Genomic DNA, 25,408 nt, shown 5'->3' on the forward strand with positions numbered 1-25,408 from the left:
GCGTGTTATTTCAACGCGATAACGTCACCGTCGATGCGGAGCGTCTTTAACATCGTAGCCACTTCGTCGAGGTAAATTGGGTTGGCCACAAGGATGATTGCAAACTGGCGGTTTTGGAGCTGTTGCGGGTCGTGAATAAGCAGATCAGTAGCAGGCAAATACGTGCCGTGCTTATGGGGATTGATGTCCACCAGTGTCGTGCCGACTTTGAGTTCAGGTAGGGCGCTCAGTAATCCCACGGCCTTCGACGCAGCGCCCCAAACCAGTAACGCATTTTGCGTTGCAGCGGGTAGTAGGCGTTCGCGCCATGCGGCTAATTCAAGCTCTAGGTTCTGTTTGAATGCGGTGAATGGCAACGGGTTGGGTGCGGTGGTGCGTGTTGATTTGGTAACTGGCCGTGCCACCACATTGAGGTACTGGTCATCGAAAATGGTCTCAGATTGGATTACCTCAAAGCCACACATTGAAAACAGCCTAGCGACCGCGTCGGCGCTAAAATAATTGCAGTGCTCGTAGTAAACATCCCAGTATGCGGTGGTAGTCAGGATGCGTTCCAGTGCCGGTACCTGAATCGCCATTAGGCAATCGTGGTCGCCAATCGAGCTGCGTAACTGGGATAAAAATTCACGTGGCTCAAACACATGTTCGAGCGTCATCTTGCATAGGTAAAAGTCGATCGCCGGGAGCGTTAGCTTGGCGCTTGGATTGGGCGGGTAGAGCTGCTGATACACGGTTAAACGTGCATCGCTGCGTGCACGTTTTGGGTTAAACGATGGGTCAAAGCCAATCGCTTCAGTAATCCCAGCGTCGAGCAGGGCCGTCAGGAATTCACCTTTCCCACAGCCGATCTCCAGTACGGTCTTACCACGAAGTTGATAGGACTCCACAAGCGTTACGGCAAATTGTCGATGAAATGTCTGGAACTTGGGTGAGTAAGCTTGGGTTTCTTCATAGTCGCCATCGTAGTGCACAAGCGTAGCATCAAAGTCGCCGTTCCAAGCCATATTGCATTGGTTGCAGGCCAAGAGACGGATATCGCCTGTCGGGATTGCCTTCGCAGCATCGGCGCTTGGGGTGAGTCGTACGCTGTGGACTGGCACCGCCGACAAAAAGAAAAGTTCGGTGGTGCTGTGTTGCAGGCAGATCGGGCAAGGTGATGACATCAGTCGATTACCCTTAAGCTCGGATGCGGTAATACGAAGCGGCCACCTTGGGCACGAAACCAGGCTAGTTCCGCCATAATTTCGTCGGCATAGTTCCAAGCAAAAACAATCAGGTAATCCACTGGCGCATTTCTAAGCATGTCGATAGACTCGATTCGAAGCCCGCTGGCAGGCATGAACAAGCCATGCTTGGCTGGATTTTTGTCTAGAACATAACTCAGTTGTGGTGCATCCAGCTCGGAGATGGCCAATAAGGTGCTGGCTTTGGCCGCAGCACCATAACCAGCAATCTTTTTACCTTGGTGATGCAGCGATTCCACGAGCTGTTTCAAAGCCCGTGGTGCTGCATAGAACGATGCAGCAAATTGAGTGATCGAGGCTTGCTTCAACAGCATGTTTTCGACGTCAAGGAGTGTCCGTACACTGTCGTCCTGCCGGGGTTGGTGGCCAAAGTGAATACGCAGGGAACCGCCATACGCTTCGATTTGTTCCACTTTGTTGACGTGTAATCCGTGGTTTGCCAGTAGGCCTTTGAATGAAGTGAGGCTGTAATAGAAAATATGTTGATGGTACAGAGTATCGAATTGGCGCTGACCGAGCATCGGCAACGCATGGTGGAACTCAACCACGGCAGTACCGTTAGCGTCTAGCAAGAGGCCAATACCAGCTAGCAAGTCGTGGATGTCAGGGACGTGCGCAACAACATTATTGGCAACGATCAGGTGTAGCTTTCCATGTTTCGCCAGAATCTGTTGCGCGAGTGCCCGCGTAAAAAAGGCGTTGATGGTTGGAACACCCTTGGCAATTGCAATATCAGCTTGTGGGGTGCAGGGTTCAATCCCCAGCGTGCGGTAGCCATGGTGTTTTAGATGTTGCAGAAAATACCCATCGTTGCTGGCGATTTCGACCACCGGGCGGGCAACATCGGGGGCATACTCTGCAATAAGCTGTGCCGCTAAATCACCCATGCGCGCGACCAGTGACGCAATGTTGGAGGAAAAATACGGGTACTGATGATTGAATATCCGCTCTGGGATCAGGTGATATTCAAGTTGCAATAATAAACACGCATCGCAATAGTGCACTACCAACGGCGCCTGGCTGGTCATATCGTGCGGCGATGAACTGAGTGCATCGCCGACCGGAATCATACCGAGGTCCAACAGGGGGGCGGCGAATGGGGTGTCACAGGCTCGACATTGGCTGACTGATTCAAACATCAAGAATGCGCGCTTTTGTTGGGGTAAGCTCGTGCCTTAAATTCAGCGCGCGCGCGCCGTACCATGGCTTGGTCGATCAGAGTGAGTGTTGGGTAAGGAGGCAGTGGGGCGCGACTGTACAGTTGCTTCAATTCCAAACCGATTCTTTGGCGATTGTTGATTACCCAATGCCACCATTCACGCAGGCACGCGCGCCGCTCAGACCAACTTAGCGGTATCAAGAACACAGACCGCAAGTGTTCATACACTATGCGACACTCGGGGAACACGCGGCCTTGTCCCGCATTTGGATTCCACCAAGTGTAAAACCCATTACCTGATGCCATCAAATTCGACGCATTGGTTGCATGCCAACGGTATTGGAATAGTGGTTCGTCAATGAACACAAACGGGTGCATCAGCGCCAGTCGAATCAGTACCACTCGGTCACTGGCTTTGTACGGTTCAAACCCCGGGATTGAACGCAGTGCCTGCGTTCGTACAACTCCAAAGATTGGGAAAGCGGGTGGCGCGGCGTGAATCAGGTCCCCGTATCGAATTGCCGCATTGAGCGAGCTCAGCTCTACGTCGTCTTGGTAAAAGGTCATGGATGATTGGTCGCCATGCATCATCAGCGTTCGGGTGTATGCCAACTGTGCCGTGGGGTTCGCATCCAATGCGGCAACACAGCGTTCTAGGTGCGTTGGTAGGCACACATCGTCATGCGCTGCCAGCTTGAATAGCGGCGCTTTGGCGTGAGTGATCACGAAGCTGTGGTTCCAGCTGGCGCCGTGATTTTTGTCTGCTCGGTAGTAGCGGATTCGAGAATCCTGGGCGGCAAATTCTTCGCAAATGGCTTGAGTTGAATCCGTGGATGCGTTGTCAGATATGATTAACTCGAACTCGGTGTAGGTCTGACCCAACAGCGACGTAATCGCTTCACGTAAATAGTTCTCACCGTTGTAGACCGGCAGGCCGATGCTGACTTTGGGCGAGCTGTGATCAATCGCTTGGTTAGCTTGTTGGCGTTTTACGGTCGGCAGCACAATATTGGAGGATTTGATCAGTCCAGTCAGACAGTTTAAACGAAAGTGCTCGTGCGTGGGCGGCTTTGCTGATTCGCTCACGAAGTGTGGGGTCACGCACCAGTTGTGCAACATGTGATCGACACTCAAGATCAGTGTCAAAACAAAAACCTGATTTGCCATGTACCACCCGTCGTTGCGGGCCATCGCGGTTCACCACCACCGGAGCACATTGCGCCGCCATTGCTTCGACCAATGAGCGTGGGCCTGGAATGGGGACCATCGGTGCGTAGGTTAGCAAGTAGATGTCGGTGGCGCGCAGGAACGCCAATGGGGAGATTTCGTTGGGTGCAAAAAAATGAAATTGTGGATGGCCTTGTAGTGCCTCAGCGAGGCGCGTAGGTGCCGGCATAAACCAGAACACGGCTTCGGGTAGCGCTGTGGCTAATTCCGTGTAAAAGTCGATGGCGTTCTCGGGCACATCGCCATCGCCCGCCAGTCTACCAATGATGACTGGCTCTTCTGGGTTCTTTGTGGCGTGTTTTTCAGTTGTCAGAAAACCAGAAATATTCACGGGCGGCGGCAGGATACTGACGGGAGTTGATCGCAGGCCCGTTCCCTTGACCAGTGTGCGCCATTCGGCGTGCATGTGGGTATCTTGAAAATACAAATGCGTCAGATGCGGAGCGAGCCAAGTCTCCAAGGGCATAGCGCCGACGGTGCGATTGAATGCGATCTGAATCGAATCGGCGTGACACAATGCTGACTGCCAAGCGCGACTGAAGTTTCGCCACAGGGTTGGGTACTCATTCATGTAGAAAAATACGTGATCACCAGGTTCAAGCTCAATGCAAGGTTGGGCTTGATTAACTGTGAGGCTGCGATTCGCAAACAAAGACAGCAAGCTGTCGTCGTGTTGGGGTACCAGATTCCAGACGCACAGATCAACATACGGCTGTAGTTCGTCAATCAGAGTTAATCCGCTGAAAAAGCCGCCGTTACTGCGATTACACATTAACGCGAAATGCAGTCGCCCGAGTTCGTTCATAAATATACAGTTGTTAACTTAAATCCATGTTTATGAAATTTCCCATCGCCACCGCTGGAGAGTATGAACGAGTATGTGATAGGCTAGTGTGACTAGGTTGGGTTTCATGGGCATATTCTGTCTGTTCAGCGTCCTGAACGCAAATGCCACTTTTTCCTTGTCCTTAAACATCAAAATTCAAAACGGATTGGAGCATGCTATGCCAGATTGTAGTGGTTACGGGTTTGGACTCGAGATTAATATGTGTGTGGATGGCGAGGTTGGTGCCGGTAACTATGCTCAGGTAACGTTTTCGATTAACGAAACACTGAACACAAATTTTCATACCGACAGCATCACACGTTCTTGGGACGGGTCGCGAACAGTATTTGACGTGACTTCAGAAATGTCTTCTTACGGCGGATATGGTTCGGCTAACTGCACCACGAAGGCGGCGCGCATCACCATCATCCCGGATGCCAATACCAATACCGGCACGTTGCTAATCGAGTTTGAATTGGATGGCTGCGGTGCTGCTCCGTCGTCATATTCCCCGCAGGTGGTAGAAAATTGCGGTGGTATTGGCCCGTATATTATTTCCGAAATGACAACTTACACGCTGGATCAACCAGCGTGCGTGGTATAGCGAGGAGCGTAGCATGCAAGACAGACGAAAGTTTATCAAAACAGTCGCGGCGGGCACCGGTGGTCTCGTCGTCAGTAGCTCAGCATCGGCTCAAAATGTGAGTCATATCTCAGGTATTGTGACGTACCTGCTCGATGAGCCGCAAATTGTTACAACGGGTTCGGCGTCGGGATCCGTGTTGATCACAAATTTTAATGTGACCCAGGCCGCTGCTTCCACCAGCACGCTCACGATTGGTATCGCCGCGTCCGGATCGATCGAATAAGTCGCTAAACGAACAAAACAGAGGATTTGAGAAATGGCAGATTGTTCAGGTTACGGGATTGGGGTCAGGTTCTTCCTATGTGTCGACGGGGCCGTGGGGAATGGTAAAAAAGCAAATTTAACGATTAGTATCAGTAATCAAGGGCGATATTCATATGATACCTCGTCGCCGATTACGGTGCCGAACTGGGACGGTTCAGCGTTAAGCGTCAATTTGGATAACCTGTTAACCTATGGGTTCAGCAACGCTAATTGTGATATCAAAACCACTTTAAAAATCAAACCCGACGGGGGTAGCAACAGCGGCACACTTCTGCTTGAGCACGTATTAACGAATTGTGGCCCGGCAACGACAAGTTATTACCCGCAAGTGTTTGAAAACTGTGGTGGAGTAGGGCCGCACGTCATTTCTGAGATGAGCACATTCTCACTCGAATTCGTAGGTTGCGATGGGTAAACGGATTGGCGTTGTCTGTATCAACACTGCTGGGTTGATCTGAATGGGGGACATTGAGTCCGATATGGACGCCAGCCGCTGGCGCTACACCGATCTGATTCAAGTAGGTGTTAACCGCTGGAGTAAGCTCTCCGAGAAATTTTGGCGGGTGCCGAGCGAGATCAAGGACCGACGCTATACCGCCTGTAAGCAGTGCGAGCATTTTATCTCAGCCACCACCCAATGTTCCAAATGCTTGTGTGCTATGGGCATTAAAACCTGGCTTGGTGGATTCGCCTGCCCAATCGAAAAATGGCCAGCAGAAAAGCATGTAAGCGAATAGGTCAACTCAGCTGCCACGCTATAAATCCAGTTGAGAATCCTGCTTAAGTCCAATACTATCACGCTTAACATAGTATGTTGTCAGGGTCGGGGCGCTTACCGTAGTACAGGGAATTTTGAATGAGTACCAAATATCACGTTGTTTTCTCAGGGCAAACGCAAGCAGGCGTTGATCCGTTGATCGTCGCACAGAAACTAGCGCGAGGACTCAAAAAAGAGCCAGAATACATCGATGTTCTGTTGAGCGGTAAGCCAGTCGTGGTGTCGCGCACCAGTAACCCGAATCGAGCAAACCTTGTTGTCAGTCAGCTGGAAAAGATTGGCGCGATAGTGGAGCTCAAAACAGTGGACAACGAAGTCGCTGTCGTGGCGGATCAAACCGACGCACACAGCGTGACGGAAGCAACGCAAGCACGGGCGCAATCAAATACCAGTCCCATCGAATCCCAACCTGATGACGAATCAAGTATTGGGGTGACGTTGTTAAACAAGTTACAGTATCGCTTTGATACCTTTATGGCACGTGGTAGTACGTCGTCATTTAAAGCACTACTGTTTGTATTTCTAGCCATTTTTCTGATTGTGGCTGGATTGCGTGGATTAATGCATTGGTTTAGTCCGGACCTGACGCAACAATACGAGGGTTTGGATTTTCTCGGCAATCTTTACATCACGTTTTTGCAGCTCACGGACCCGGGAAATATGGCGCAGGATATTCTGTCGTCTTTCTGGTACAAACTATTCGCCATCGTCGCGGGACTGGCTGGTGTAATTTTGTTGTCGGCCTTAGTCGCCGTGATAACGACCGGATTGGACCAAAAGTTATCTGAGTTAAAACGTGGCCGCTCCAAAGTGATCGAGGCTGGTCACACGCTGATTATTGGCTGGGACGAGCAGCGTGTTATTGAGATTCTGCGCGAGTTGGTGTGGGCCAATGAGAGCGAGGATGACGCCGCTGTGGTGATCTTAGCCGATCGCGACAAGCAAGAGATCGATGACGTATTGCGCTTGCGAATGCCAGACACCAAAACCACGCGCGTTGTCACTCGATCTGGTAAAGGCACGATTCTGGTTAATCTGGACATGGTCTCGATTGAGTCCGCTAAATCCGTCATTGTGCTTGCCGCGTGCTCGGATACCGATACGGATGCCGCGAAAACTGCCAGTGACGCCATGGTGATTCAAACGGTGTTGGCGGCGACCACTAAGAGCGTGAATAAGGAAGACTATGCAATCGTAGCGGAAGTCTACAATGACACCTATCGCGACATTATTGAAAACACCTTCCCCGAATACGTGGTGACGTTAGATACCGCGAATATTCTGGCCAAACTCTTAGTACAAACCTCGAGGTCGGTTGGTTTGTCCGTCGTGTACAACGAAATTTTATCGTTCGATGGGTGTGAAATGTATTTTTACGCCGCAGACTGGCGCCTGGCGGAGTTTGGTAAACTTGCTTATCATTTTCCCGACGGTGTGCCGATTGGTGTGCGTCATGCCTCTGGTGAGCTGCTAATCAACCCGCCGCGCGGCTACATGATGCAAGATGATGATGAAGTCTTGATCGTCGCAGATGACGATTCGACCATCGATTATCAAGCCCAACCATTAGTAAGCCCGCGTGTGATCCCGCCGTTAAATACGCGCGCCGATCAGGGTACTGAACGCGAGCTCATCGTTGGCTGGAATCACAAAACGGAGACCATCCTCAAAGAATTCGCCGACTACGTGAAAGAAGGCAGCGTCATCGACGTGGTGATTCACAATGCGAGTCAGTCGGAGCAAGATGAATTGACCAGAATCGATGCCGAAATTGATAACATCAAAATCAATTTGATCGATATCAATCCGTTAGATCGCGCCTCGTTGGTGTCAATTCAGCCTGATCGCTACGGCAACATTATCATTCTGGCTAGTGCACATAAGGATAAAGATACGCAGCAAGTTGATTCCGAAAACATCGTCACCTTGCTGTTACTACGCAGTATTTTTCAGGGTATCGATCAGTCGGGTCGCGAGACCAAGTTGATTACCGAGGTGCTCGAATCGCAGAATTATGAATTGATTGCGCGGGCCGGTGTGAAAGATATGATTATTTCCAATCGACTGGTCAGCATGATTACGGCGCAAATCTCCGAGAGCCGCCACATTAAAGATGTGTACGATGATATCTTTCAGGAAGACGGGTCTGAAATATACCTCAAACCGATGACACTCTACTTCGATTCGTTTCCGGTGCAGGCTAATTTTGCAGATTTGATCAGCGCAGCCCAGAACCGTGAAGAAGTGTGCTTTGGCGTCAAGATCAAAGCACTCGAAACCAATCAGGCAGAAAATAGCGGCGTAGAATTGATACCACTCAAAGACAAAATGTTCACCTTGAATCCTGATGATTGCTTGGTGGTCGTCGCTGAGGATGAACTGTAATCCGCTGAACTTGTCGATAATGACAACGCAGGATCCTTAAAATGAGCAAAAAGAAACTTGCCTTAAGCACAGTCGCCTTGGTAACACTGGTGTTCGGTGCGTTGGTGTTTTTTCATAAGCCATTATTGGCGTGGTATATCGAGCCACCGAAAGCGTTTGTGCAAGCAGATATTCCGACGCCGCCGGACTACGATTCCTTGTCGTACTGGAGTGCACATCCCAAAACCACTGAGAGTGCAGACCTGTCGCCGGATAATGCCGATCGTGGGGCGCTCAGTCATGCGGCCGTGGATGTATTTTTTATCCAGCCGACCACGCTCTTCAGCGGTGGCCGTTGGAATGGCAGCATGGCAAAAGATGCCTACGCGGAGCAGGGCACTGAGCATGTGATGGCGACTATGGCGAGCGTATTTAGTGCCTGCTGTGATGTGTATGCACCGCGTTATCGTCAGGCGCACTTGTCCGCATTTTTACGCACCGGTTCGGATGCCGCCCTCGCCGCGTTAGATCTAGCATATCAGGATGTCGAAGCCGCTTTCGATTATTTTATTTCGCGTCGCCCTGACCCTGGGCGGCCTTTTATTGTGGCCAGTCACAGTCAGGGCACATTGCACGCAGTGCGCTTATTGGCCAATCGGATTGAAGGGCAGCCGTTGCAACACAAATTGATTGCGGCCTATTTGATTGGCTATTGGGTGCCGCCGGATGTATTCGATGACACCATTCCGTCTGTTCCATTATGTGTGATGCCAGGGCAAACCGGTTGTTTGGTGACTTACGATACCTATGATCGCAGTGGAACGGGTCGAGACACGAGCGGCGTACTGCCATTTTGGTTACGCAGTGGCTGGGAGTGGGCGAGTCGAAATGAGACCTTGTGCGTTAACCCCTTGAGTTGGCGTGCGGACACAACGTTGGTTGAAGCAGGTCAGCACTTGGGTGCGGTCCCGATGCGATGGCAAAACAATATCCCCAGGTTAGTAAGCGACCAAAATCCGGGTTTCGAATATTCGTCGCTGGGTAACGCCATGTTGGAATACACGTCGGCACAGTGCTTACCGAGTGGTGAGTTGATGGTGGATCCACAGCGCGATACCCTGTTTGATAACCGGGGCGCTGGTGAAGACCGCAGCTTGCACCCGAGTGATTGGAATTTGTTCTATATGAATTTACGTCACAATGCGCGACAACGTATCGACGCGTTCATGAAGGGTACTTAAAGATACGGTGACATCAGCGAGACCAGTGAGTCGCGTAAACGCACGAACACTGAACGTGACGCGAGTTCTTGAAAAGTGACGGGCGTTGATTGCTGATAAATTTGATCAAAATGGTGCCACATTCGTCGATTAAACGGCGCTGAAAACACCTCAAGTCCCAATTCAAAGTTAAGCCGCAGGCTGCGTGGATCAAGATTGGCGGAGCCGATCAGGCAATAGCGGTCGTCGATGCACAGCAGCTTACTGTGACTGAACGGCGGTGGTTGATAACGCACTTCCACGCCCCAATTGAGCAGTTCAGACAACAGATTACGATTGGCCCAGTGCATGTAAATTAGGTTGTTCTTTGCTGGCAAGATGACGCGCACGCGTACACCGCGAATCGCAGCAGACTGAATCGCCGAGACCATCTCACGAGAAGGCAAAAAGTACGGTGTCATAATTGCAATACGATCTTCCGCGCAACTGATCACACTTTGTATGGTTGTCGCTAACGCATCCAATGACTCATCCGGACCATCTGGAATTAGCCGACATGCCATTTCGCCTTGCTCAGAAATGACATCGGTAGACGGCTTCGGTAGTTCACCACCACGCGCGTACTGCCAATCGTAGTGGAACAACTGCGTCAATTGCGGGCTGATCGGTCCGTCGACACGAAAGTGCAGATCCGTGACGCTGCGCAGTCGGTTCTTGCGGTCCATATTCTGGTCGCCAATATTTAGCCCGCCGACAAAACCCAGCTGATCGTCAATCACCAACATCTTACGGTGATTACGCAGATTTATATTCACACTTGGCGGCAGTAGACGTGGCGGTAGAAATCGCACTACGTCAATGCCGCGTCGTCGTAATAAAGTCGTACTGCGTTTAAAAGAATATAAATTCCCAATGCCATCAATGATCACCTTGACGGTGACGCCGCGTGCTTTGGCCTCGGTCAGCGCATCAATAAAACGTCGCCCAATGTCGTCACGTCTAAAAATATAGCTGGTCAAATAGATACACTTTCTGGCTTGGTCGATCGCCGCGAGCATGGCGGGATAGGCTTCGTCACCATTGTAATAAGCCGTGACGTGATTACCCGCCACCAGCGCGCGGCCAGAAACCGTATGACCGATAGACTCGAGACCACTGGCCGCATCATCGGCGCGCCGTTGCGGCACGTAATCGGCGATTTCATAGTCTACCTTTAATAATGCCAGTCGCATGCCACGTGCACGCCGTTGGATTCGGTTGATACCAAACAGAAAATAAGTGATCGGCCCGACAAACGGCAACAGCACACAGATGATAATCCAACCGAGAGCCGCACGCGTGTCACGTTTGAATAAAAGGTTATGGTAAATCGCCCAAGTCGCAGCACCAAAATACGCTACAAAACCCAACACGACATAGATATCTATCATGGCACTGATCAGTTCACATGTTTGCTTGCGGCCAATCCATCGATCTGACCTGTAGTGGGGCCGTGTTGTAACCTGGTGGAATAGATCATTGCACGGATTCTGTAACTATACGTGATGTGGTGGCGATCGCAAATCGCAGACGTAATCACGCTAGAGTAATGGATTTTGTAATGCACTCGGATTATCGTATATCGATGAAATTTCACAGCCTTATCAAGTTGTCATGCTGCTGGTGTGTGCTGGGCAGCGGACTGACTAGCGCCGACCTTATTGCGCAGATACCATTTGCTGATGCCAAAGACGTTGCCAACGGCAGTGTGCGCGGTGTGAGTTCACTCGATGTGGCTGACATCAACGGCGACGGCCGTGGCGACGTGGCGGTCATCGAAGGCGGCAAACATGCAGGTGGGCGCAAAACCTTCGCATGGTTTGCTGCACCGAGTCAGATCCAGGGCACGTGGACGCGTCACGAGTTCGGCAACGACACGCACTTACGTTCATTTCTCGGTGCGGCCAAGCTGGCGGACATGGATGGCGACGGCGACGTGGATCTGGTAGTGAGTTCCGACAATCATTCCGGCGGCACCAAACAAGCAGATGTCTACGTGTACTTAAACCCTGGGCCGGGTAGCGCCACCAGTACGTGGCCGTATCAACGTGTGACCAGCAGTACCTTGGCATTACATCATATCAACGACATGGAAATTGCAGATATGGACGGTGACGGCAGATTGGATATCGTCACGCGCAGCCTGACACCGAATCAGATACAGATCTTTTTTCAAAACACGATTTCGAACTTTACCCGTAAGGATATCAACACCAATATTGCGTCTTCCGAAGGGTTGGCGGTGGGTTTGCTGGATGCCGATAATCGCCCAGACATCAGCTTTACTGGGCATTGGCTCAAATCACCTACGAATCCACGTACTCAGGCGTACACACGGTTGAACATTGATGCGAGCTATAAAAGCATTAACCAAAATACCAAGGAAGCCATCGGCGACATCGATGGTGATGGATTGAATGACGTGATTATTGCCCCAGCAGAAGCATTCCGAAATGGCGGTAATGCACCGTTGGCGTGGTATAAAAACCCCGGCAATACCAGCACTGCCAACTGGGCGTCGAACACGATTGTCAATCAAACAAACAATACACACACCGTGAAACTTGGTGACATCGACAATGACGGCGACCTCGATGTGGTGACGGGCACGCCGTGGTCAAACAGTGCTTCAAGTATTGCGGTGCGCGTGTATTACAACAACGGCCAAGGCGGCTTCGGGCCGGCGCAGACAGTGGTGTCGGGCAAAGGCTTATATTCCGGTGCGTTGTTTGACATTGACGGCGATGGTGATCTCGACATCATTGGCCAAAACGCCTACGCATCCACGTCGAAGCCCTATGTATATGAGAACTTGCACAACCCTGTTGCGCCACCATCGCCGCCACCTGGAGGTCCCAGAAAGAAGGCCGTGCTGCCATTTCTGGACCTGCTGTTAAATGAATCAAATCAATAGTTGATTGAACCAGGCATTTAATATCGCAAGCCTGATTCGAGCGCATCGAACCTCACTGCGGCGATGTCGCTAGCTGCCGAGCGAGAGACTGAAAGGCCACCAAACTCTCGAGATCCATCAGACCACCGTCTAGTAGATAGTCGGGGTAGGCAGATGTCTTCGCAATCAGAATTTTATATTTTGGATTGATGTAGATATATTGCCCATAAATTCCAATCGCAGCAAAATCGTTACCGTCTTGGGTTGGTGGTAGCCACCAGTGGTTCGCATAGCCAAACCGTGTGCCAGGTTGGTTGCCTTGATCAATGGGGCGTAGATGTTGGGCTTCTGGAGAATACGACTTGCGTACCCAATCACTCGACACAATTTGTTCACCGGCCAGGTTTCGACCTTCGTTTAAATACACCAGTCCAAATCGAGCCATATCGTGAAGGCGGATATTCGCACCGCCAAAGGCGAGTGGCTCGCCAAGCGAATCCACCAGCATTTTTACGTCATCTTCGGCACCGATCTTCGACCACAGATTGCGTTCAAAGTAACTTTGATACGACTCGCCAGTCGCGCCGCGAAGGACCATGCTTAATACGTGAGTATTTATGCTGGCGTACAGTTTTCGAGTGCCAGCTGGATGGTCCGCCATCATGCTGGCGGCGAATTGATCGAGAGAGCCAACTGTCATTGCGACCAATGATTGCACGATTTCAGAATCGTAGTCTCCGTAATCTTCGCTCCACTTAATCCCCGTCGACATGTTTAAGGTCTGGCGTACTGTAATGCCTTCATAACCAGAACCTTTTAATGCTGGTGCGTAATTCGTGACGAGTTCATCGATATTGATTCTGCCTTCGTCAACCGCTATGCCGATTAGCATAGCGGTCATACTTTTGGATACCGAGGCCATCAGGACTTGGCTCTCTGCCGTATTACCTCGCGCATAGTCTTCACTGATGACGAAGCCGTCTTTGATGACCAACAGTCCGGTGGTATGGGTACGCTCCAGAAACTCCTTGAATTCTCGCTGTTCTCCGTAGAAATCAAAGTGACTTGGCAGTGGTGTCGCGGTTGATGCGTATTCCAAGGGCAAGCTTGGCCCATTGTTGGGAATAGAGATGGAGGCATTGAGCTGAAATAAACTACGAAAATTTTCGTCGATCGCATCGGCTTCGAACGTTGCTGCGTATTTTCGCAATGCTTGTATCTCGACCAAGGTAGGCCAATAATAGATCAAGGAACCTGCGATGATGGCGATCAAAGCCAAGCAAAAGTACTTAAGTTTCACTATCAAACACCCGGGTGAAATCAGTTTATTGAGTATGGAGATCACACTCAAGATACACCAAGCCGGATGTTTGTTGATGGTGCGAATAGCGTCTACGCTGTTGTGCTAGGTGCAACGACTCACCAGGCGAGACAAGCGCACCGCGTTTCCGCGTGCCTTGTAATGTGCCGCCGATGACAAGCAGCGTATAACCGGACTCCGCGGGTTTTTTCGATGAGTTATGAGTTTATTGTGCCTGTTTCTGCAGTGCGGCTTTGACCTCGTCTTCAAACGCCTTACCGTTGACCATCGACAGCGTGGCATCACCCAGTGCGATTAGTCCACGTTGGCTCAGGGTTTGTAATGCATCATCACTTGCGCTCCAGATAATGGCGGTTTGATCGCTGGTAGGAAGCGTAACAAACCGGCTTTTAAAGTTCTCGGCCACAGCAACGCGATTCATCAGCCTCAGCATGGCTTCGATGTCGTACCAATCCCCATAGTTCTCTGCTTGTTGATAATAGGTATTGCCATTGACCTCTGCGCGCAGTTGATACGCGGCATCGCTGTTTGGATCGGACGGTGGTGTTTCGAAAAAAGAGACGTCTTTGAGGTCTGTGCCGCTCGCCACGCTGGCCATCAGATAATGATGATCGTTGGGGAACATCCCAGTTTCAGCGTCGAACCAGACTATGTCAGCCAGCGCTTCAATAAAGTAGGAGGCTGTCAAGCCGCGTTCCAAATCGACCTCCCCAGAAACCGGCTTAGTCAGGACGCCAATCTCGCGTAGATACGCTTCCATACTGCCAGGCTCGGGAAACTGACTGAGTCCATTGACCAGCGGAACCAGCTCTGAGTATGGGCCCTCAGTAATGTGCCACGTAACAAGAATACTCGCGTCTTTCACTGCCGCGGCGCGGTCGCGACGCGCTTTCTCGACTAAACATTGTTCAATCGCGTCGGTTTTTTTACCATCTGCCAAGCTCGCCTGCCAGCCGACACAACTGCCGTCAACTGGTGGAAGGTCAAGCAAGGCGGAATCGACAGTTGCGGAAGCAGCAGGTTCGGTTTGCTCAGCAGTGGTGTCCGTGTTAGCCGGGACACATGCGTTAAGCGCTGCGATGGCGAAGAGGTAGGGCAGTAATCGTGTCATGAGCGAGAGTGTATAGGCTGAGATTTAGAATGCAACGCGGCGGTCGAAATATGAATAAAACGCGGTATTGGGCTTAGTTGTATTGTGAGCGATCCAGCAACTCGATGAGTCGGTCACGAGCCATTATACTGCCGTTAACGCTTTGGCTGATCTTATGCAGTAGTAGTTGCGGCGAATCACAGTTGTCAATAAGTTGCGTCATCACGGCATCGATGCAGTGTCGCCATTCCTGAATTTCGGGTGATTCTGACGCGACTAAGAATGCGCCACGATACATTGCCATGGCCTCATTCGTTCGTTGTGTATCCAGTGCACGCCAGATATGGATAAAGTCGGCCCAGGTGCTTGTGGTTAGTCGATAGGGGCGGGAACCAATTTCGCCATCCAGACATCGCCTTAGATGTGAGACGTCCGCTTTTAGCGTAGAGAGTGAGACTGGCGCATCGCCATAGATGGCGGCATGTAATTGTTGCAGATTTAATCCGTCCGGATGCAGTGCCAACAGACAGAGGATTTCAATTTGACGCGGCGGCAGGTTCACTGGTTTGCCGCGAAATACCACTTTGGGTTGTCCTAGTGCGAAGAGTTCTAATTCGGCACGAGGCAAGACTGACGGCAGACTTTGCGCAATCGATTGCGCCAGCTGAGTTGTTGCACTTTGTCCGAGTGGCGTGTGTTTATTCCAGGTCGTCGAGATATCCAGTGCACCTAAACATTCGCCGGTGATCGGATGAATAATAGGGGCGGCATAACAAACCCAGTCCTGTACATACGGCGAATAATGTTCGGAAGAGAATACCGTAACGGCGCGTTTCAGCGTAAGTGACAGGCCGACCGCGTTGGTGCCCACGTCGCGCTCGGCCCAATGTCCGCCTGCGGTAAAATTAAGTTTCTCGGCACGCCGACTCATATAGCCGCTGGCGCAGGTCCAGAGCAATCGACCGCAGGGGTCAGCGATGGCAGCCACCAGCTGGCCTTCCTTGACCAATTGCTGCATATTGGATTGTTCCCTCCGCGCAGCGATGGACAGCGGCGATTCCTTCCATAAGGCCGATGTCACCGCGTGGTCATCACACGGAGCGCATTGTGAGGTGTCGTGTATGACTTTGGCACTGCGTTGCCAAGATTGAAGGATTTCGCGCGAAACACTTTTTTCTTTTGGCAACAGGCGGTCGGCATCAAACTGACTTCGTTGATGCTCAATGGCGCCGCGTCGCTGCCTTAATGTGTTCGTTTCGCTCATACTCGTTAGTTGTGCAACCGGTGTGAGTACTTAGTTAACCGCAATCATGGTGGTATTGCGGTCTTTATCGTGAACTGCTCCTCGCAAGACAGTCTACACCCAAGCCGTTCGTGCACGCAAAACCGCAGGGTCAAATAATGGGTGTTTCTCGTGACCATTCGGTTAAGGTCTCTAGGTAAATGGATTCAAAATGGCGTAGTGATTTGATTAAATCCGCCTTAGGCACGAGATCAGAGAACGTGCGCGCCAACACATTGCAATTCCATAGCCCAACCGCCGCCTGTTCGCCAAAGGCGTAGCGGCCTTTGGTGTCGACTTGGCTTGCGATAAACATTGGATCTGGTTTGGTTAACAATTGCGCAGACCCCAAATCAAGTGTCAGGCCGGCAACTGATTGATTGTCGGTGTTCATCATGCCGTGCACAAACCCAGCATGATGCCAATCCGCGATGAGACGAGCGGTGTGCTTTACCATCGCATCAAACAGTGCCCCATAGCGCGTTGTGTGCTCATCAGGATCACGTAATAGGTCGGGGAAGCACCGTTCGAACACATGATCGGCAAGTTTTCTAAATGCGGCGTCGTTGTTACGAAAATAGCAGGCTTCGAATGAACCGAAGCGCACGAAGGTCGGAGCCATGCGCACCACAATGGCAGCAGATTCTGTGCGGCCCCCGGTTAACAATTGCTCGCTACCTTTAATCACCGCCAGACAACGAGTTGTGGCGATACCAAGTTGTTCGAGCTGTTCGCTCAGTTCGTATTCATGCAGGCATTCCGACAACGTTGCGCGCCCGTTACCCTGAAAAGTAAAAGGGGTGACGCCGCTGCCTTTTAAGGCAATATCCCAAATACCCTTGGCCGTAGAAACGCTGCCGAGTACCACTGAACGACCATCACCCAAGAACGGATTGAAGCGGCCGAATTGGTGTCCGGCGTACGCCATCGCGACTGGTGAACTTGGAATCGAAGTTGGATTGCCGCTAAATAGCGCGAGCAGGTTGTCGTTAAAGTGAACGTCGTGCTCAAGCTTCAGTGCGTGTACCAGCGTCGTGTTCTGGCGAACCCATTGCGGGTCTAGCAGCGGGGTCGGCGCACAAGGTTGAGACAATTCGTGGTCGGTATCTGCGAAAGGCGTCTGTAGTCTTAACACGGGTTTTAATTTTGCTCACAAAACTGACCGGGTTGATAACAGTATATCAACCCGGTCCAATATCCCCATACAAGCCCAGGAGTGACGGGCGCGAGGTTTAGAAGAAACCTTGTGGGTTGGTGTCGTAGCTTACCAGCAAGTTCTTGGTTTGCTGATAATGCTCAAGCGCGACCTTGTGTGTGTAGCGTCCGATGCCGGACTTTTTGTAGCCGCCGAATGCAGCATGGGCTGGGTACATGTGATAGCAGTTGGTCCACACGCGCCCGGCCTGAACACCACGCCCCACTTTGTACGACAGGTTCATGTCTCGTGTCCAAACACCAGCGCCTAGGCCAAAGTCGGTGTCATTGGCAATCTCAAGTGCCTCTTCGGTGGTCTTAAACGTTGTGACCGACACCACTGGACCAAAGATCTCTTCTTGGAAGACTCGCATTTTGTTGTTGCCTTTGAGCAAAGTCGGCTCCACATAAAAGCCGTCTTCATAGCCGTCGCCAACGCTCGCTGCCTTACCACCGGTAATGACTTCCGCGCCTTCATCCAGACCAATCTTGATATAACTCATAATGCGATCGAACTGCTCCTGCGACACCTGTGCACCAACCATGACTTCGGTATCCAGCGGGTTACCGCGTTTGATCTTGCCAGCACGCTCGACCACCATGCCAATAAATTTTTCATAGATCGACTCTTCAACCAACAGGCGCGACGGGCAAGTGCATACTTCGCCTTGGTTAAAGAACGCCAACACCGCGCCTTCCACGCACTTGCTAACGAACTCGTCTTCGTGGTTCAAGATGTCTGCAAAGTAGATATTGGGTGATTTACCACCGAGCTCCACAGACGACGGAATCATGCTGGCAGCGGCGCATTTCATAATGTGTTGCCCGACTGGGGTGGAGCCAGTGAAGGCGATTTTGGCGATGCGCGTGCTGGTTGCCAGTGCATTCCCCGCTTCCTCACCAAACCCGTTGACGATATTCAGTACGCCTGCGGGTAACAAATCACCGACCAGTTCCATCAGCATCAGAATCGTGGCCGGGGTTTGTTCTGCCGGTTTGAGCACCACACAGTTTCCTGCCGCTAACGCTGGCGTGAGATTCCACATTGCCATCAACAGCGGAAAGTTCCACGGAATGATCTGACCGACCACGCCCAGAGGTTCATGAAAATGATACGCCACCGTATTGCCGTCAAGTTCGCTGATCGCCCCTTCTTGTGCCCGCAAGCAGCCAGCGTAATAACGTAGGTGATCAACGCATAAAGGAATGTCGGCGTTCAGAGTCTCACGAACTGCTTTACCATTATCCCAAGTCTCGGCTACCGCCAACGGCTCCAGATGTTCTTCCATTCGATCTGCAATCTTCAGCAAAATGTTCGAACGCTCAGTGACCGACATCGCGCCCCAGGTATCCTTGGCGGCATGTGCTGCGTCTAATGCCAGTTCAATGTCTGCTTCATCTGAGCGCGGTATTTGACAAAACACTTTACCGTTCACCGGCGACACATTGTCAAAATATTGGCCGTTAACCGGTTTAACCCAGTTGCCGCCAATGTAGTTTTCGTAACGTTGTTTGAAGGAGACGATGGCCCCTTCGGTATTTGGGTTTTGGTATTGCATTGCATTACTCCTTTGATGATTCGATTGTTGTTATTGGCTTAACTGCCTATGGCAGACAGCTTAACGGAGCAATGGTTGGTGGAAGGTTGGTGTGGTGGTGAGTTTAGGAGGGGTGTTGTTGCGCTATACGCCGTGTCAGCGCTCCAGGGACAAACGCTATAACGTCGCAAGCCACGCTGGCTCACGACGTTATAGCGTTCAAGGTGTACGGTTTGCGAATGTGAAATTAGCGAGACTGTGCAATAAAGGTTTGGGCGAGTTCTTTATAGACTGAGGCGAAGTCAGAAAATTTTGTGGTCTTAGTATTGATATTTACCGCAATGACCATTTGATAGTCTGGAATGATCACTAGCCAACTTTGCGCACCGCGAGAAACCCCGCCATGGTGGTAGGACGCGTGTGGAGAACCCTCAAGAAGAAGCTCGCCCTTGCGCCATCCAATGGCGTAGTTTTGTGGGTTAATCTCACCGTTTGATAGCCGCTGGGGCTGCCATAATGTATCGACTACATCGGGGGCTAGAAACGAATCGGTAAGATACGCCGAGCCCAACTTCACCAAGTCGCTCGAGGTAGATATAAATCCGCCGCCAGCTAATCGATGGCTTAAATTAACATCCCGCCACTCGCGTAGATGTGGTCGCTCGGGGTCTTCGCTGCGCCAGTAATGGGTTGCTAGGTTAATCGTAGGTTCTTGCCAATGTGTGTCGTGCATCAATAACGGCGTCAAGACTAACTCGTTTACCAGTTGTTGATAGGGCTGTTTGCCGCTGCGTTGCATGTATGCACTCAATAACACGGTGCCAAGGCTGGAATAACTAAAGTCGTTGCCCGGTTGAAACAATAGCGGCGTGTTGTTAAACAGATTGACTGCATCTTCAACGTTCTCGTAGTGTTGGTTTAATGCCATGAACTGGTACGCTCCTTGCCAGTCTTTGGTTTGTCCGTAGTGCGCGAGTCCCGCCGTGTGCGACGCCAGCTGGCGAGGTGTAATCTTTGACCATTCCGAGTTCGGTAGTACCTCATACACAGTAGATAAAGGCTGATCGAGGTCGGCTAATCCGTGTTTTAGCATGCGGGCCAGTGTGGTAGCGGTAATCGCTTTGGAAGTGCTACCGATTCGAAACTGCGTGCGGTGCGTCGCCGGCTGGCCTGATCGAACGTCTTGCCAGCCCACTGCGCCAGTCCAAACGCGCTTTGCATTGATCGCTACTGCGGCAGTGATCGCGGGCGCGTTGATTTGCTGACGGTGAGACGCCAATATCGCAAGCGCGGTATTAGCTGATGCCTCGAAACGCGGGTCATCAATCACTTGCGACTCCGGATACTCTGTTGGCGGAGTTATCCAGCCGAAAGGTGGGTGTGGCAGTTTCTCTCGGTGGCTCAAGAACCCATAGACTGGGAATAAATAGTGTATCGCTAAGCCGGCTAGGGCAATGAGCAACCCATAGCGGGCAAGACGTTTTTTAGACTGAAACATAGAACACGTTAGGCAGACAAGTTTAAGGGTGGTAAAGCATGTCGGTTAACGATGTTGACGACTAATCAGAAATAAAATCGCACCGGGCAATTTTTAAAAAAGCAACAGATTAGTTGGGATTTATGTTGCTCGATGGTCTCTGGGTGCCATTTTGTATCGCGCTTTGAACGCGCGATTAAATGAGGTGATGGAACCGTAGCCTAGGTTCAGGGCAATGTCGGTGATCGACAGTTCAGGCTTGGATGAGAGCCAATCGCACGCAAGCGGCATTCGTTGATCGTTCAGATAACTGGAAAAATTCCGGTAGCCCAACGTTTGGTTAATCAGATTTCTGAGCAGGTATTCTTTGGTGTCCAGCATGCTGGCGAGTTTGCTGACCGTTAGGTTTGGTTGTGTGAAGCCTTGGTCATGAATAAAGCTCTCTAACCTAAGATACAGTGCACTGTGTTCCTGTGGCAACGAATGGGGTGGCGTGTTTGGGGACGCTCGTTCTGTATCGGTGTGAGGTTGCGGTTGGCCTAGCGCGGCGTGAAGAAAATGGTTAACACCAAAAGACACCGAAAGCGACAACATTAATAGTGCCCCAAACAACGAGCCGACTTCACTTCGCATAAAGCGGCTTCCGCTAACTTCGCTGATCACATACATCATGATGAGCGCGCATGCAGCGATCAAAAACAACGCGCGTTTGCGACGCCGTGCGTCGACCAAATCATCCCGCCATGATCTGATGCTTAGAAAAATGATGTGCAGTATCCCTAAGCCAGAGGCCAGATGCAGCACCTCGTGTACGGTACCACGGCCTTGTCCGAGTACAAAATAAGCCACATGCCAGAATGCGTACAGCGCGGGAATCAGTTTCAGCCAAGGTCGTGCCTGAAGGTAGACCTCAACCCGAGTTAGGCTGTGTAGCGCGTACAGCCAAAACACGATGGGCAAACCGTCGGTCAGCGCCAACAAAATAGGACGAGCGGCGAGCGCCAACGGTGGGCGATAATGCATTGTAAAAATCACCGCGCCAAGGCAACAAATCAATAGAGTAGCGACTAAGCTACGTTCCACCGTGAGGCTTCTGCGCTGCACGGTAAGAGTTATTAGCCAAATCAGAAAGAACAGAAGCTGCCCTAAGCACAGCGAGCGTAGAAACAGATCGAGCAAAATCAATTGAGACACGATTATTCCTATTCTCTACCCAAAGCCAGGCAGTGCTATGCTGCGCATCCTAAAACGGATAGTGGCTGAAAATCGATTCGACTTTTGCGCCGAGCTGCGCTTTGTCGTTATTAATTTTAGCAAACGAGCGTAGTCCGGCGATTTGGATTTGTACATGTTCAGCCAATGCTTGTGGATTCTTGTTCGCGTCGACCTCGCCTTGTATCTGCGCTTGCTCTATCAATGCAACAATTTCCGCGGAAATCTCGCCAAAGTAACGCTTCGTTGCGTCAATTAAGTCTTGGTTCTCGGTCGTCAATTCGCTCAAGGTTTTGCACAGCATGCACATGCCATTGGGCGCATCAGTCAGGGTGTCGACGACCTGCGCATTAACAAACGCTTTAAGCGCCGCTATGGGAGACGAATGCTGCGCGGTCAGTTGCCGGATCTGTGCTAAGCCCATATTCGCGTAGTTACGCAACGATTCCTTGAACAAGCCATCTTTGCTGCCGAAGGCTGAGTAAATGCTGCCCGGTCGCAGGTCGATCTCGTCTTGCAGGTTGCGCATTGAGGTTGCATGAAAGCCCTTCGCCCAATACAGGTTCATTGCCTTGTCGATCACTTTTTGGCGATCAAATTGTACTGTCTTTGCCATACTTCAAACCTCTCGCGACTTCTTGAGCATTCGTTCAATTATAGGTTTGTCTCTGTGTGGGGTAAAGCGCAGTCAGCCGAAGATGAGAATAATTGAACGTTCATTCAAATATATATTGAACGTTCGTTCAATTATGGTTATAGTGCACAGATCAAGCAAAGGTAGGTCGACGTGATTGCCCTGTTTCATTAGGGCGTAGTTCGCCACCATGATCAACAAACCCTTAGGACTAGAGAACCACTATGAGCAAATTTACTTTTCACACCATCGAAACCGCACCTGAAGACAGCAAAGCTATTCTGGAAGGTGCTAAGAAGCAAATGGGCCTAGTGCCGGGCTTGTATGCCGCCATGGCCGAGTCACCTGAAACCTTACAAGCGTATCAACAATTGCATAAGTTTTTCACCGCGACCTCGTTTGACGCCGAGGAACTTACCGTGGTTTGGCAAACGATCAATGTTGAGCACGAATGTAAGTTCTGTGTGCCCGCGCACACCGCAATTGCGCATTCAATGAAGGTCGACCCAGCGATTACCGACGCCTTGCGAAATCAAGCGCCGTTACCAACCGCCAAGCTGCAAGCACTGCACGACTTTACACTGGCCATGGTGCGCGAACGTGGTAATGTGAGCGATGAACAAATGGAAACGTTTTTCGCAGCTGGATACAGCCAAAAGCAAGTCATCGAAGTTATCTTAGGTCTTTCGCAAAAGGTGATCAGTAACTACGTTAATCACGTGGCCAAAACCCCGATCGACTCCATCTTTGAGGAATATGCTTGGCGTAAGTAATGTCACCGCCATTGGTGGCAGAACGCACTAAATAAGTGACTTGGCCTATGCATCGGAATGACTAAGGCCAAGTCATAAATGTCACCGCGTTGACTTAGGTTGGTCCTGTTCTAAGCCTTTGCGTTGACGTCTAACGGCACTAATCCCGCGTAAAATACAACGCGGTTGGTGCGATACCAGCAAAAAGCGTGTAAGGCGTGGCGTCCCAGCCGGTTGAGTAAATGGTGCCTCGGAATAGAGCTCGAAGACTCACGTTCAGCTTGGTACCTGCGGAGTACGTTACTTTGGTACTGCGAGAACCCTCATGTGACACTGAACCTTGATGCCGCGATGAGAAACTATCCTCATGGCTCCAACCTAATCGATGGTAGCCTTGCTCTCGATTAAAGATCGCCCCGGTACTTAAGTATATATTCGAAGAACTGCTGACGTTACTTTTACGAAAATCAATATCGTAATAGAGTGCGGCGTCAACTGGAATAAATGACCGTCTTTTCGTATCAGTCATGCGTGCACGCGCCGCTTCCGCATCACCAAAATGGCCGTGGATGGTGATATCACCGCCGTCGACTATGGTGATTGGGGCGACACGTCTCACTAACTTTGTTGTATCAAAATCCCGTTTACCAGCAGTGCCTTCAAAGATTTTGTTGGAGTTATAGATAACGCTTCCTTCAGCGCGTGCGATCACGACAGGTTGCGTTCGGGTTCCATAGTTATTGGGGCCAGTCTCTTCGCTAAAATTCGTGGCCCAGGCATTGTACATCATGGCATACGCACCGCCAGCTCGCGCGATAGCAGTAAACGTACCGAAAGTGATTACGCCTTCTTCGGCTGTTTCGTCAGTCACTATTTCGCCGGTTTGCACATCATACCTATTCAATTCGAAACGGCCGGTATGCCATGGCAACGGGCTGTCAATTTCGAGTTTCTCGTTCTCGGACACATCTAAAGCAACGTCGTAAATACGCCATGCAGGTGCAAAATGAACCTCGGTATATGGTTGGTTGGCGGCGGAGCGGGTCCACCAGTCAATATCTGCAGAGCTGGTTATGGTGCGTGGCGGTTTCGCTTTAGTACGCTTGTTGTTTATCGAAAGCGTGCCAGAAAATGCATCACCGGCGGAAATAACACGTCCGCGCATGCCTTGGCGATTTGGCAAGTGTATCGCAGCAAAAAAATCTGCCGAGATGAAGACGGTGATCGCGTCTTCATGGAGAAAATTACGATTAAGACTACTGGGTGAACTGTGTTCCAGAACCAATCGTTCTACATTGTTTCGAAACAAATCAAGCATGGCAGTTCGATGCAGTGATGAGTTATTGCGCATTTGCTCTGAGCTTGTGGGTATAGCGATACACTCTTTATTTTGCTCAAGCAGTACCGCACATCGTGCTTCCAGCATGCGCACTGCCCAGGAGTACATCATTTCACCTTGGCCATAGTGCATTAAGGCGCTGGACATAGCCGACTGGTAGAACTTGTAAGGCGTTTCCAGGTCATCCATGGTGGCGTTTTCTAAGCCTAGCAACAGAATATTCATCTGTTGTGTAAGAAGCGGTAACGAGTTGCCGAATCCATTTTTCGTCATCGCTACCGACAGTGTACCCAGCTTCCGGTCGACTTCGTGTTTAAAAACAATGTCATTTGCCAACTGCAGCAACTGTTGCGGTGTGTACGAGACGGTGCCATTGCTAACCGGAAGGAAATGATCATTCCAGAGCACCTGAATCTCGGCAACCGCAGCCTGAGCAATGGTTTCAAGTGGTACGGCTTCGACTTTCGCTTCTATGCGGCTTAGCGCGTTTATTATTAAGCCTTGATTCTCTTGTAACCTACCAATGTCTTTTTGCACTTGGTTTACGACTTCTTTTATTGCCGATAAGCCCTCGCGTAATTCGTTTTTGAACTCCTCTTCTTTGCGACCTGACATCGACGCCGCGGAATTGCAGATGAAACCTTCTAGCCCGTTGAGGTTTCTTGGGTTGTCTGGCGTGCTACAACTGGAGTCATAGACCTCGCCTAATGCATAATTAATTGCCTCTGTTACTACCTGTTGCGCAACCGCTTTTGCAGCTGCGGTGACCACTTCAGATTGCGCACGCGCAGGGGTGGCAAAGCAAGATAAACCGATTATATAGAGCGTCAAAGCGCACGAAAGCATACGATGTGTGTTCATAATTCCTATCCAAATGTCCAATATCCAATGAGTCTCACAACATAGCGC

The 25,408-nt window shown here is 50.8% G+C and carries 22 protein-coding genes; 8 read left to right on the plus strand and 14 right to left on the minus strand.

The window, feature by feature from the left end:
* Positions 1-5: 5 nt before the first annotated feature.
* From IE055_RS15360 to IE055_RS15375, 4 genes are read right to left on the minus strand one after another with little or no spacing between them, the layout of a single operon-like run.
* Positions 6-1,163, minus strand: a complete 1,158-nt coding sequence (locus tag IE055_RS15360; RefSeq protein WP_189402565.1) for a class I SAM-dependent methyltransferase — start codon at positions 1,161-1,163, stop codon at positions 6-8.
* Positions 1,163-2,383, minus strand: coding sequence for a class I SAM-dependent methyltransferase (locus tag IE055_RS15365; RefSeq protein WP_189402566.1), 1,221 nt, complete (start codon positions 2,381-2,383; stop codon positions 1,163-1,165). Before IE055_RS15365 ends, IE055_RS15360 begins: the two co-directional genes overlap by 1 nt.
* A complete protein-coding gene (locus IE055_RS15370) occupies positions 2,383-3,489 on the minus strand; it encodes a glycosyltransferase family 2 protein (RefSeq protein WP_189402567.1) in 1,107 nt (368 codons plus the stop codon). The genes IE055_RS15365 and IE055_RS15370 overlap by 1 nt, the downstream gene beginning before the upstream one ends.
* Positions 3,377-4,435 carry a glycosyltransferase gene (locus tag IE055_RS15375; protein WP_189402568.1) on the minus strand — a complete coding sequence of 353 codons (1,059 nt, stop codon included), beginning with the start codon at positions 4,433-4,435 and terminating at the stop codon, positions 3,377-3,379. Before IE055_RS15375 ends, IE055_RS15370 begins: the two co-directional genes overlap by 113 nt.
* Before the next feature lie 199 nt (positions 4,436-4,634).
* Between IE055_RS15375 and IE055_RS15380 the strand changes: the two genes are divergently transcribed.
* The 6 genes from IE055_RS15380 (at position 4,635) to IE055_RS15405 (ending at position 9,749) form a co-directional block, all read left to right on the plus strand.
* Positions 4,635-5,060 (plus strand): hypothetical protein, encoded by a 426-nt coding sequence (locus IE055_RS15380; protein WP_189402569.1) that lies wholly within the window; start codon positions 4,635-4,637, stop codon positions 5,058-5,060.
* A gap of 13 nt (positions 5,061-5,073) precedes the next feature.
* Complete coding sequence (locus IE055_RS15385) at positions 5,074-5,325, plus strand: twin-arginine translocation signal domain-containing protein (RefSeq protein ID WP_189402570.1); 252 nt, start codon at positions 5,074-5,076, stop codon at positions 5,323-5,325.
* 33 nt (positions 5,326-5,358) lie between these two features.
* Entirely contained in the window at positions 5,359-5,781 is a 423-nt protein-coding gene (locus IE055_RS15390; RefSeq protein WP_189402571.1) for a hypothetical protein, read from the plus strand.
* A gap of 43 nt (positions 5,782-5,824) precedes the next feature.
* Positions 5,825-6,103: a hypothetical protein gene (locus IE055_RS15395; RefSeq protein WP_189402572.1), complete on the plus strand. Its 279-nt coding sequence runs from the start codon at positions 5,825-5,827 to the stop codon at positions 6,101-6,103.
* Positions 6,104-6,222: 119 nt separating this feature from the next.
* Complete coding sequence (locus tag IE055_RS15400; protein WP_189402573.1) at positions 6,223-8,529, plus strand: CASTOR/POLLUX-related putative ion channel; 2,307 nt, start codon at positions 6,223-6,225, stop codon at positions 8,527-8,529.
* 41 nt (positions 8,530-8,570) lie between these two features.
* Positions 8,571-9,749 carry a DUF3089 domain-containing protein gene (locus IE055_RS15405; protein WP_189402574.1) on the plus strand — a complete coding sequence of 393 codons (1,179 nt, stop codon included), beginning with the start codon at positions 8,571-8,573 and terminating at the stop codon, positions 9,747-9,749.
* Here IE055_RS15405 and cls read toward each other — a convergent pair.
* Entirely contained in the window at positions 9,746-11,158 is a 1,413-nt protein-coding gene (gene cls, locus IE055_RS15410; RefSeq protein ID WP_189402575.1) for a cardiolipin synthase, read from the minus strand. The two genes, IE055_RS15405 and cls, sit on opposite strands and share 4 nt — an antisense overlap.
* Before the next feature lie 194 nt (positions 11,159-11,352).
* On the opposite strand from cls, the gene IE055_RS15415 reads away from it, so the two are divergent.
* Positions 11,353-12,681: an FG-GAP repeat domain-containing protein gene (locus tag IE055_RS15415; RefSeq protein ID WP_189402576.1), complete on the plus strand. Its 1,329-nt coding sequence runs from the start codon at positions 11,353-11,355 to the stop codon at positions 12,679-12,681.
* Between the two features lie 52 nt (positions 12,682-12,733).
* Here the strand turns inward: IE055_RS15415 and IE055_RS15420 are convergent, their stop codons facing one another.
* The 8 genes from IE055_RS15420 to IE055_RS15455 all read right to left on the minus strand — a co-directional run bounded on the left by IE055_RS15420 (position 12,734) and on the right by IE055_RS15455 (position 22,390).
* Entirely contained in the window at positions 12,734-13,960 is a 1,227-nt protein-coding gene (locus IE055_RS15420) for a serine hydrolase domain-containing protein (RefSeq protein ID WP_189402577.1), read from the minus strand.
* Positions 13,961-14,186: 226 nt separating this feature from the next.
* Positions 14,187-15,092, minus strand: a complete 906-nt coding sequence (locus tag IE055_RS15425; protein WP_189402578.1) for a hypothetical protein — start codon at positions 15,090-15,092, stop codon at positions 14,187-14,189.
* A 73-nt stretch (positions 15,093-15,165) separates the two neighbouring features.
* A complete protein-coding gene (locus tag IE055_RS15430) occupies positions 15,166-16,335 on the minus strand; it encodes a helix-turn-helix domain-containing protein (RefSeq protein WP_189402579.1) in 1,170 nt (389 codons plus the stop codon).
* Positions 16,336-16,465: 130 nt separating this feature from the next.
* Entirely contained in the window at positions 16,466-17,488 is a 1,023-nt protein-coding gene (locus tag IE055_RS15435) for a protein adenylyltransferase SelO family protein (RefSeq protein WP_189402580.1), read from the minus strand.
* 97 nt (positions 17,489-17,585) lie between these two features.
* On the minus strand, positions 17,586-19,106 hold the full coding sequence (gene exaC, locus IE055_RS15440) for an acetaldehyde dehydrogenase ExaC (protein ID WP_189402581.1): 1,521 nt from the start codon (positions 19,104-19,106) through the stop codon (positions 17,586-17,588).
* Positions 19,107-19,332: 226 nt separating this feature from the next.
* On the minus strand, positions 19,333-20,583 hold the full coding sequence (locus tag IE055_RS15445; RefSeq protein WP_189402582.1) for a serine hydrolase domain-containing protein: 1,251 nt from the start codon (positions 20,581-20,583) through the stop codon (positions 19,333-19,335).
* 120 nt (positions 20,584-20,703) lie between these two features.
* A complete protein-coding gene (locus IE055_RS15450) occupies positions 20,704-21,756 on the minus strand; it encodes a helix-turn-helix transcriptional regulator (RefSeq protein ID WP_189402583.1) in 1,053 nt (350 codons plus the stop codon).
* Between the two features lie 49 nt (positions 21,757-21,805).
* Positions 21,806-22,390 (minus strand): TetR/AcrR family transcriptional regulator, encoded by a 585-nt coding sequence (locus IE055_RS15455; protein ID WP_189402584.1) that lies wholly within the window; start codon positions 22,388-22,390, stop codon positions 21,806-21,808.
* 242 nt (positions 22,391-22,632) lie between these two features.
* Here IE055_RS15455 and IE055_RS15460 point away from each other — a divergent pair, with 242 nt between their 5' ends.
* Complete coding sequence (locus tag IE055_RS15460) at positions 22,633-23,181, plus strand: carboxymuconolactone decarboxylase family protein (protein ID WP_189402585.1); 549 nt, start codon at positions 22,633-22,635, stop codon at positions 23,179-23,181.
* A 139-nt stretch (positions 23,182-23,320) separates the two neighbouring features.
* Here the strand turns inward: IE055_RS15460 and IE055_RS15465 are convergent, their stop codons facing one another.
* The gene (locus IE055_RS15465; RefSeq protein WP_189402586.1) at positions 23,321-25,360 is read right to left on the minus strand and encodes a hypothetical protein; all 2,040 of its coding nucleotides are present in this window, start codon (positions 25,358-25,360) and stop codon (positions 23,321-23,323) included.
* Positions 25,361-25,408: the final 48 nt, after the last annotated feature.

It is taken from the genome of Arenicella chitinivorans, assembly GCF_014651515.1.
Lineage (GTDB): Bacteria > Pseudomonadota > Gammaproteobacteria > Arenicellales > Arenicellaceae > Arenicella > Arenicella chitinivorans.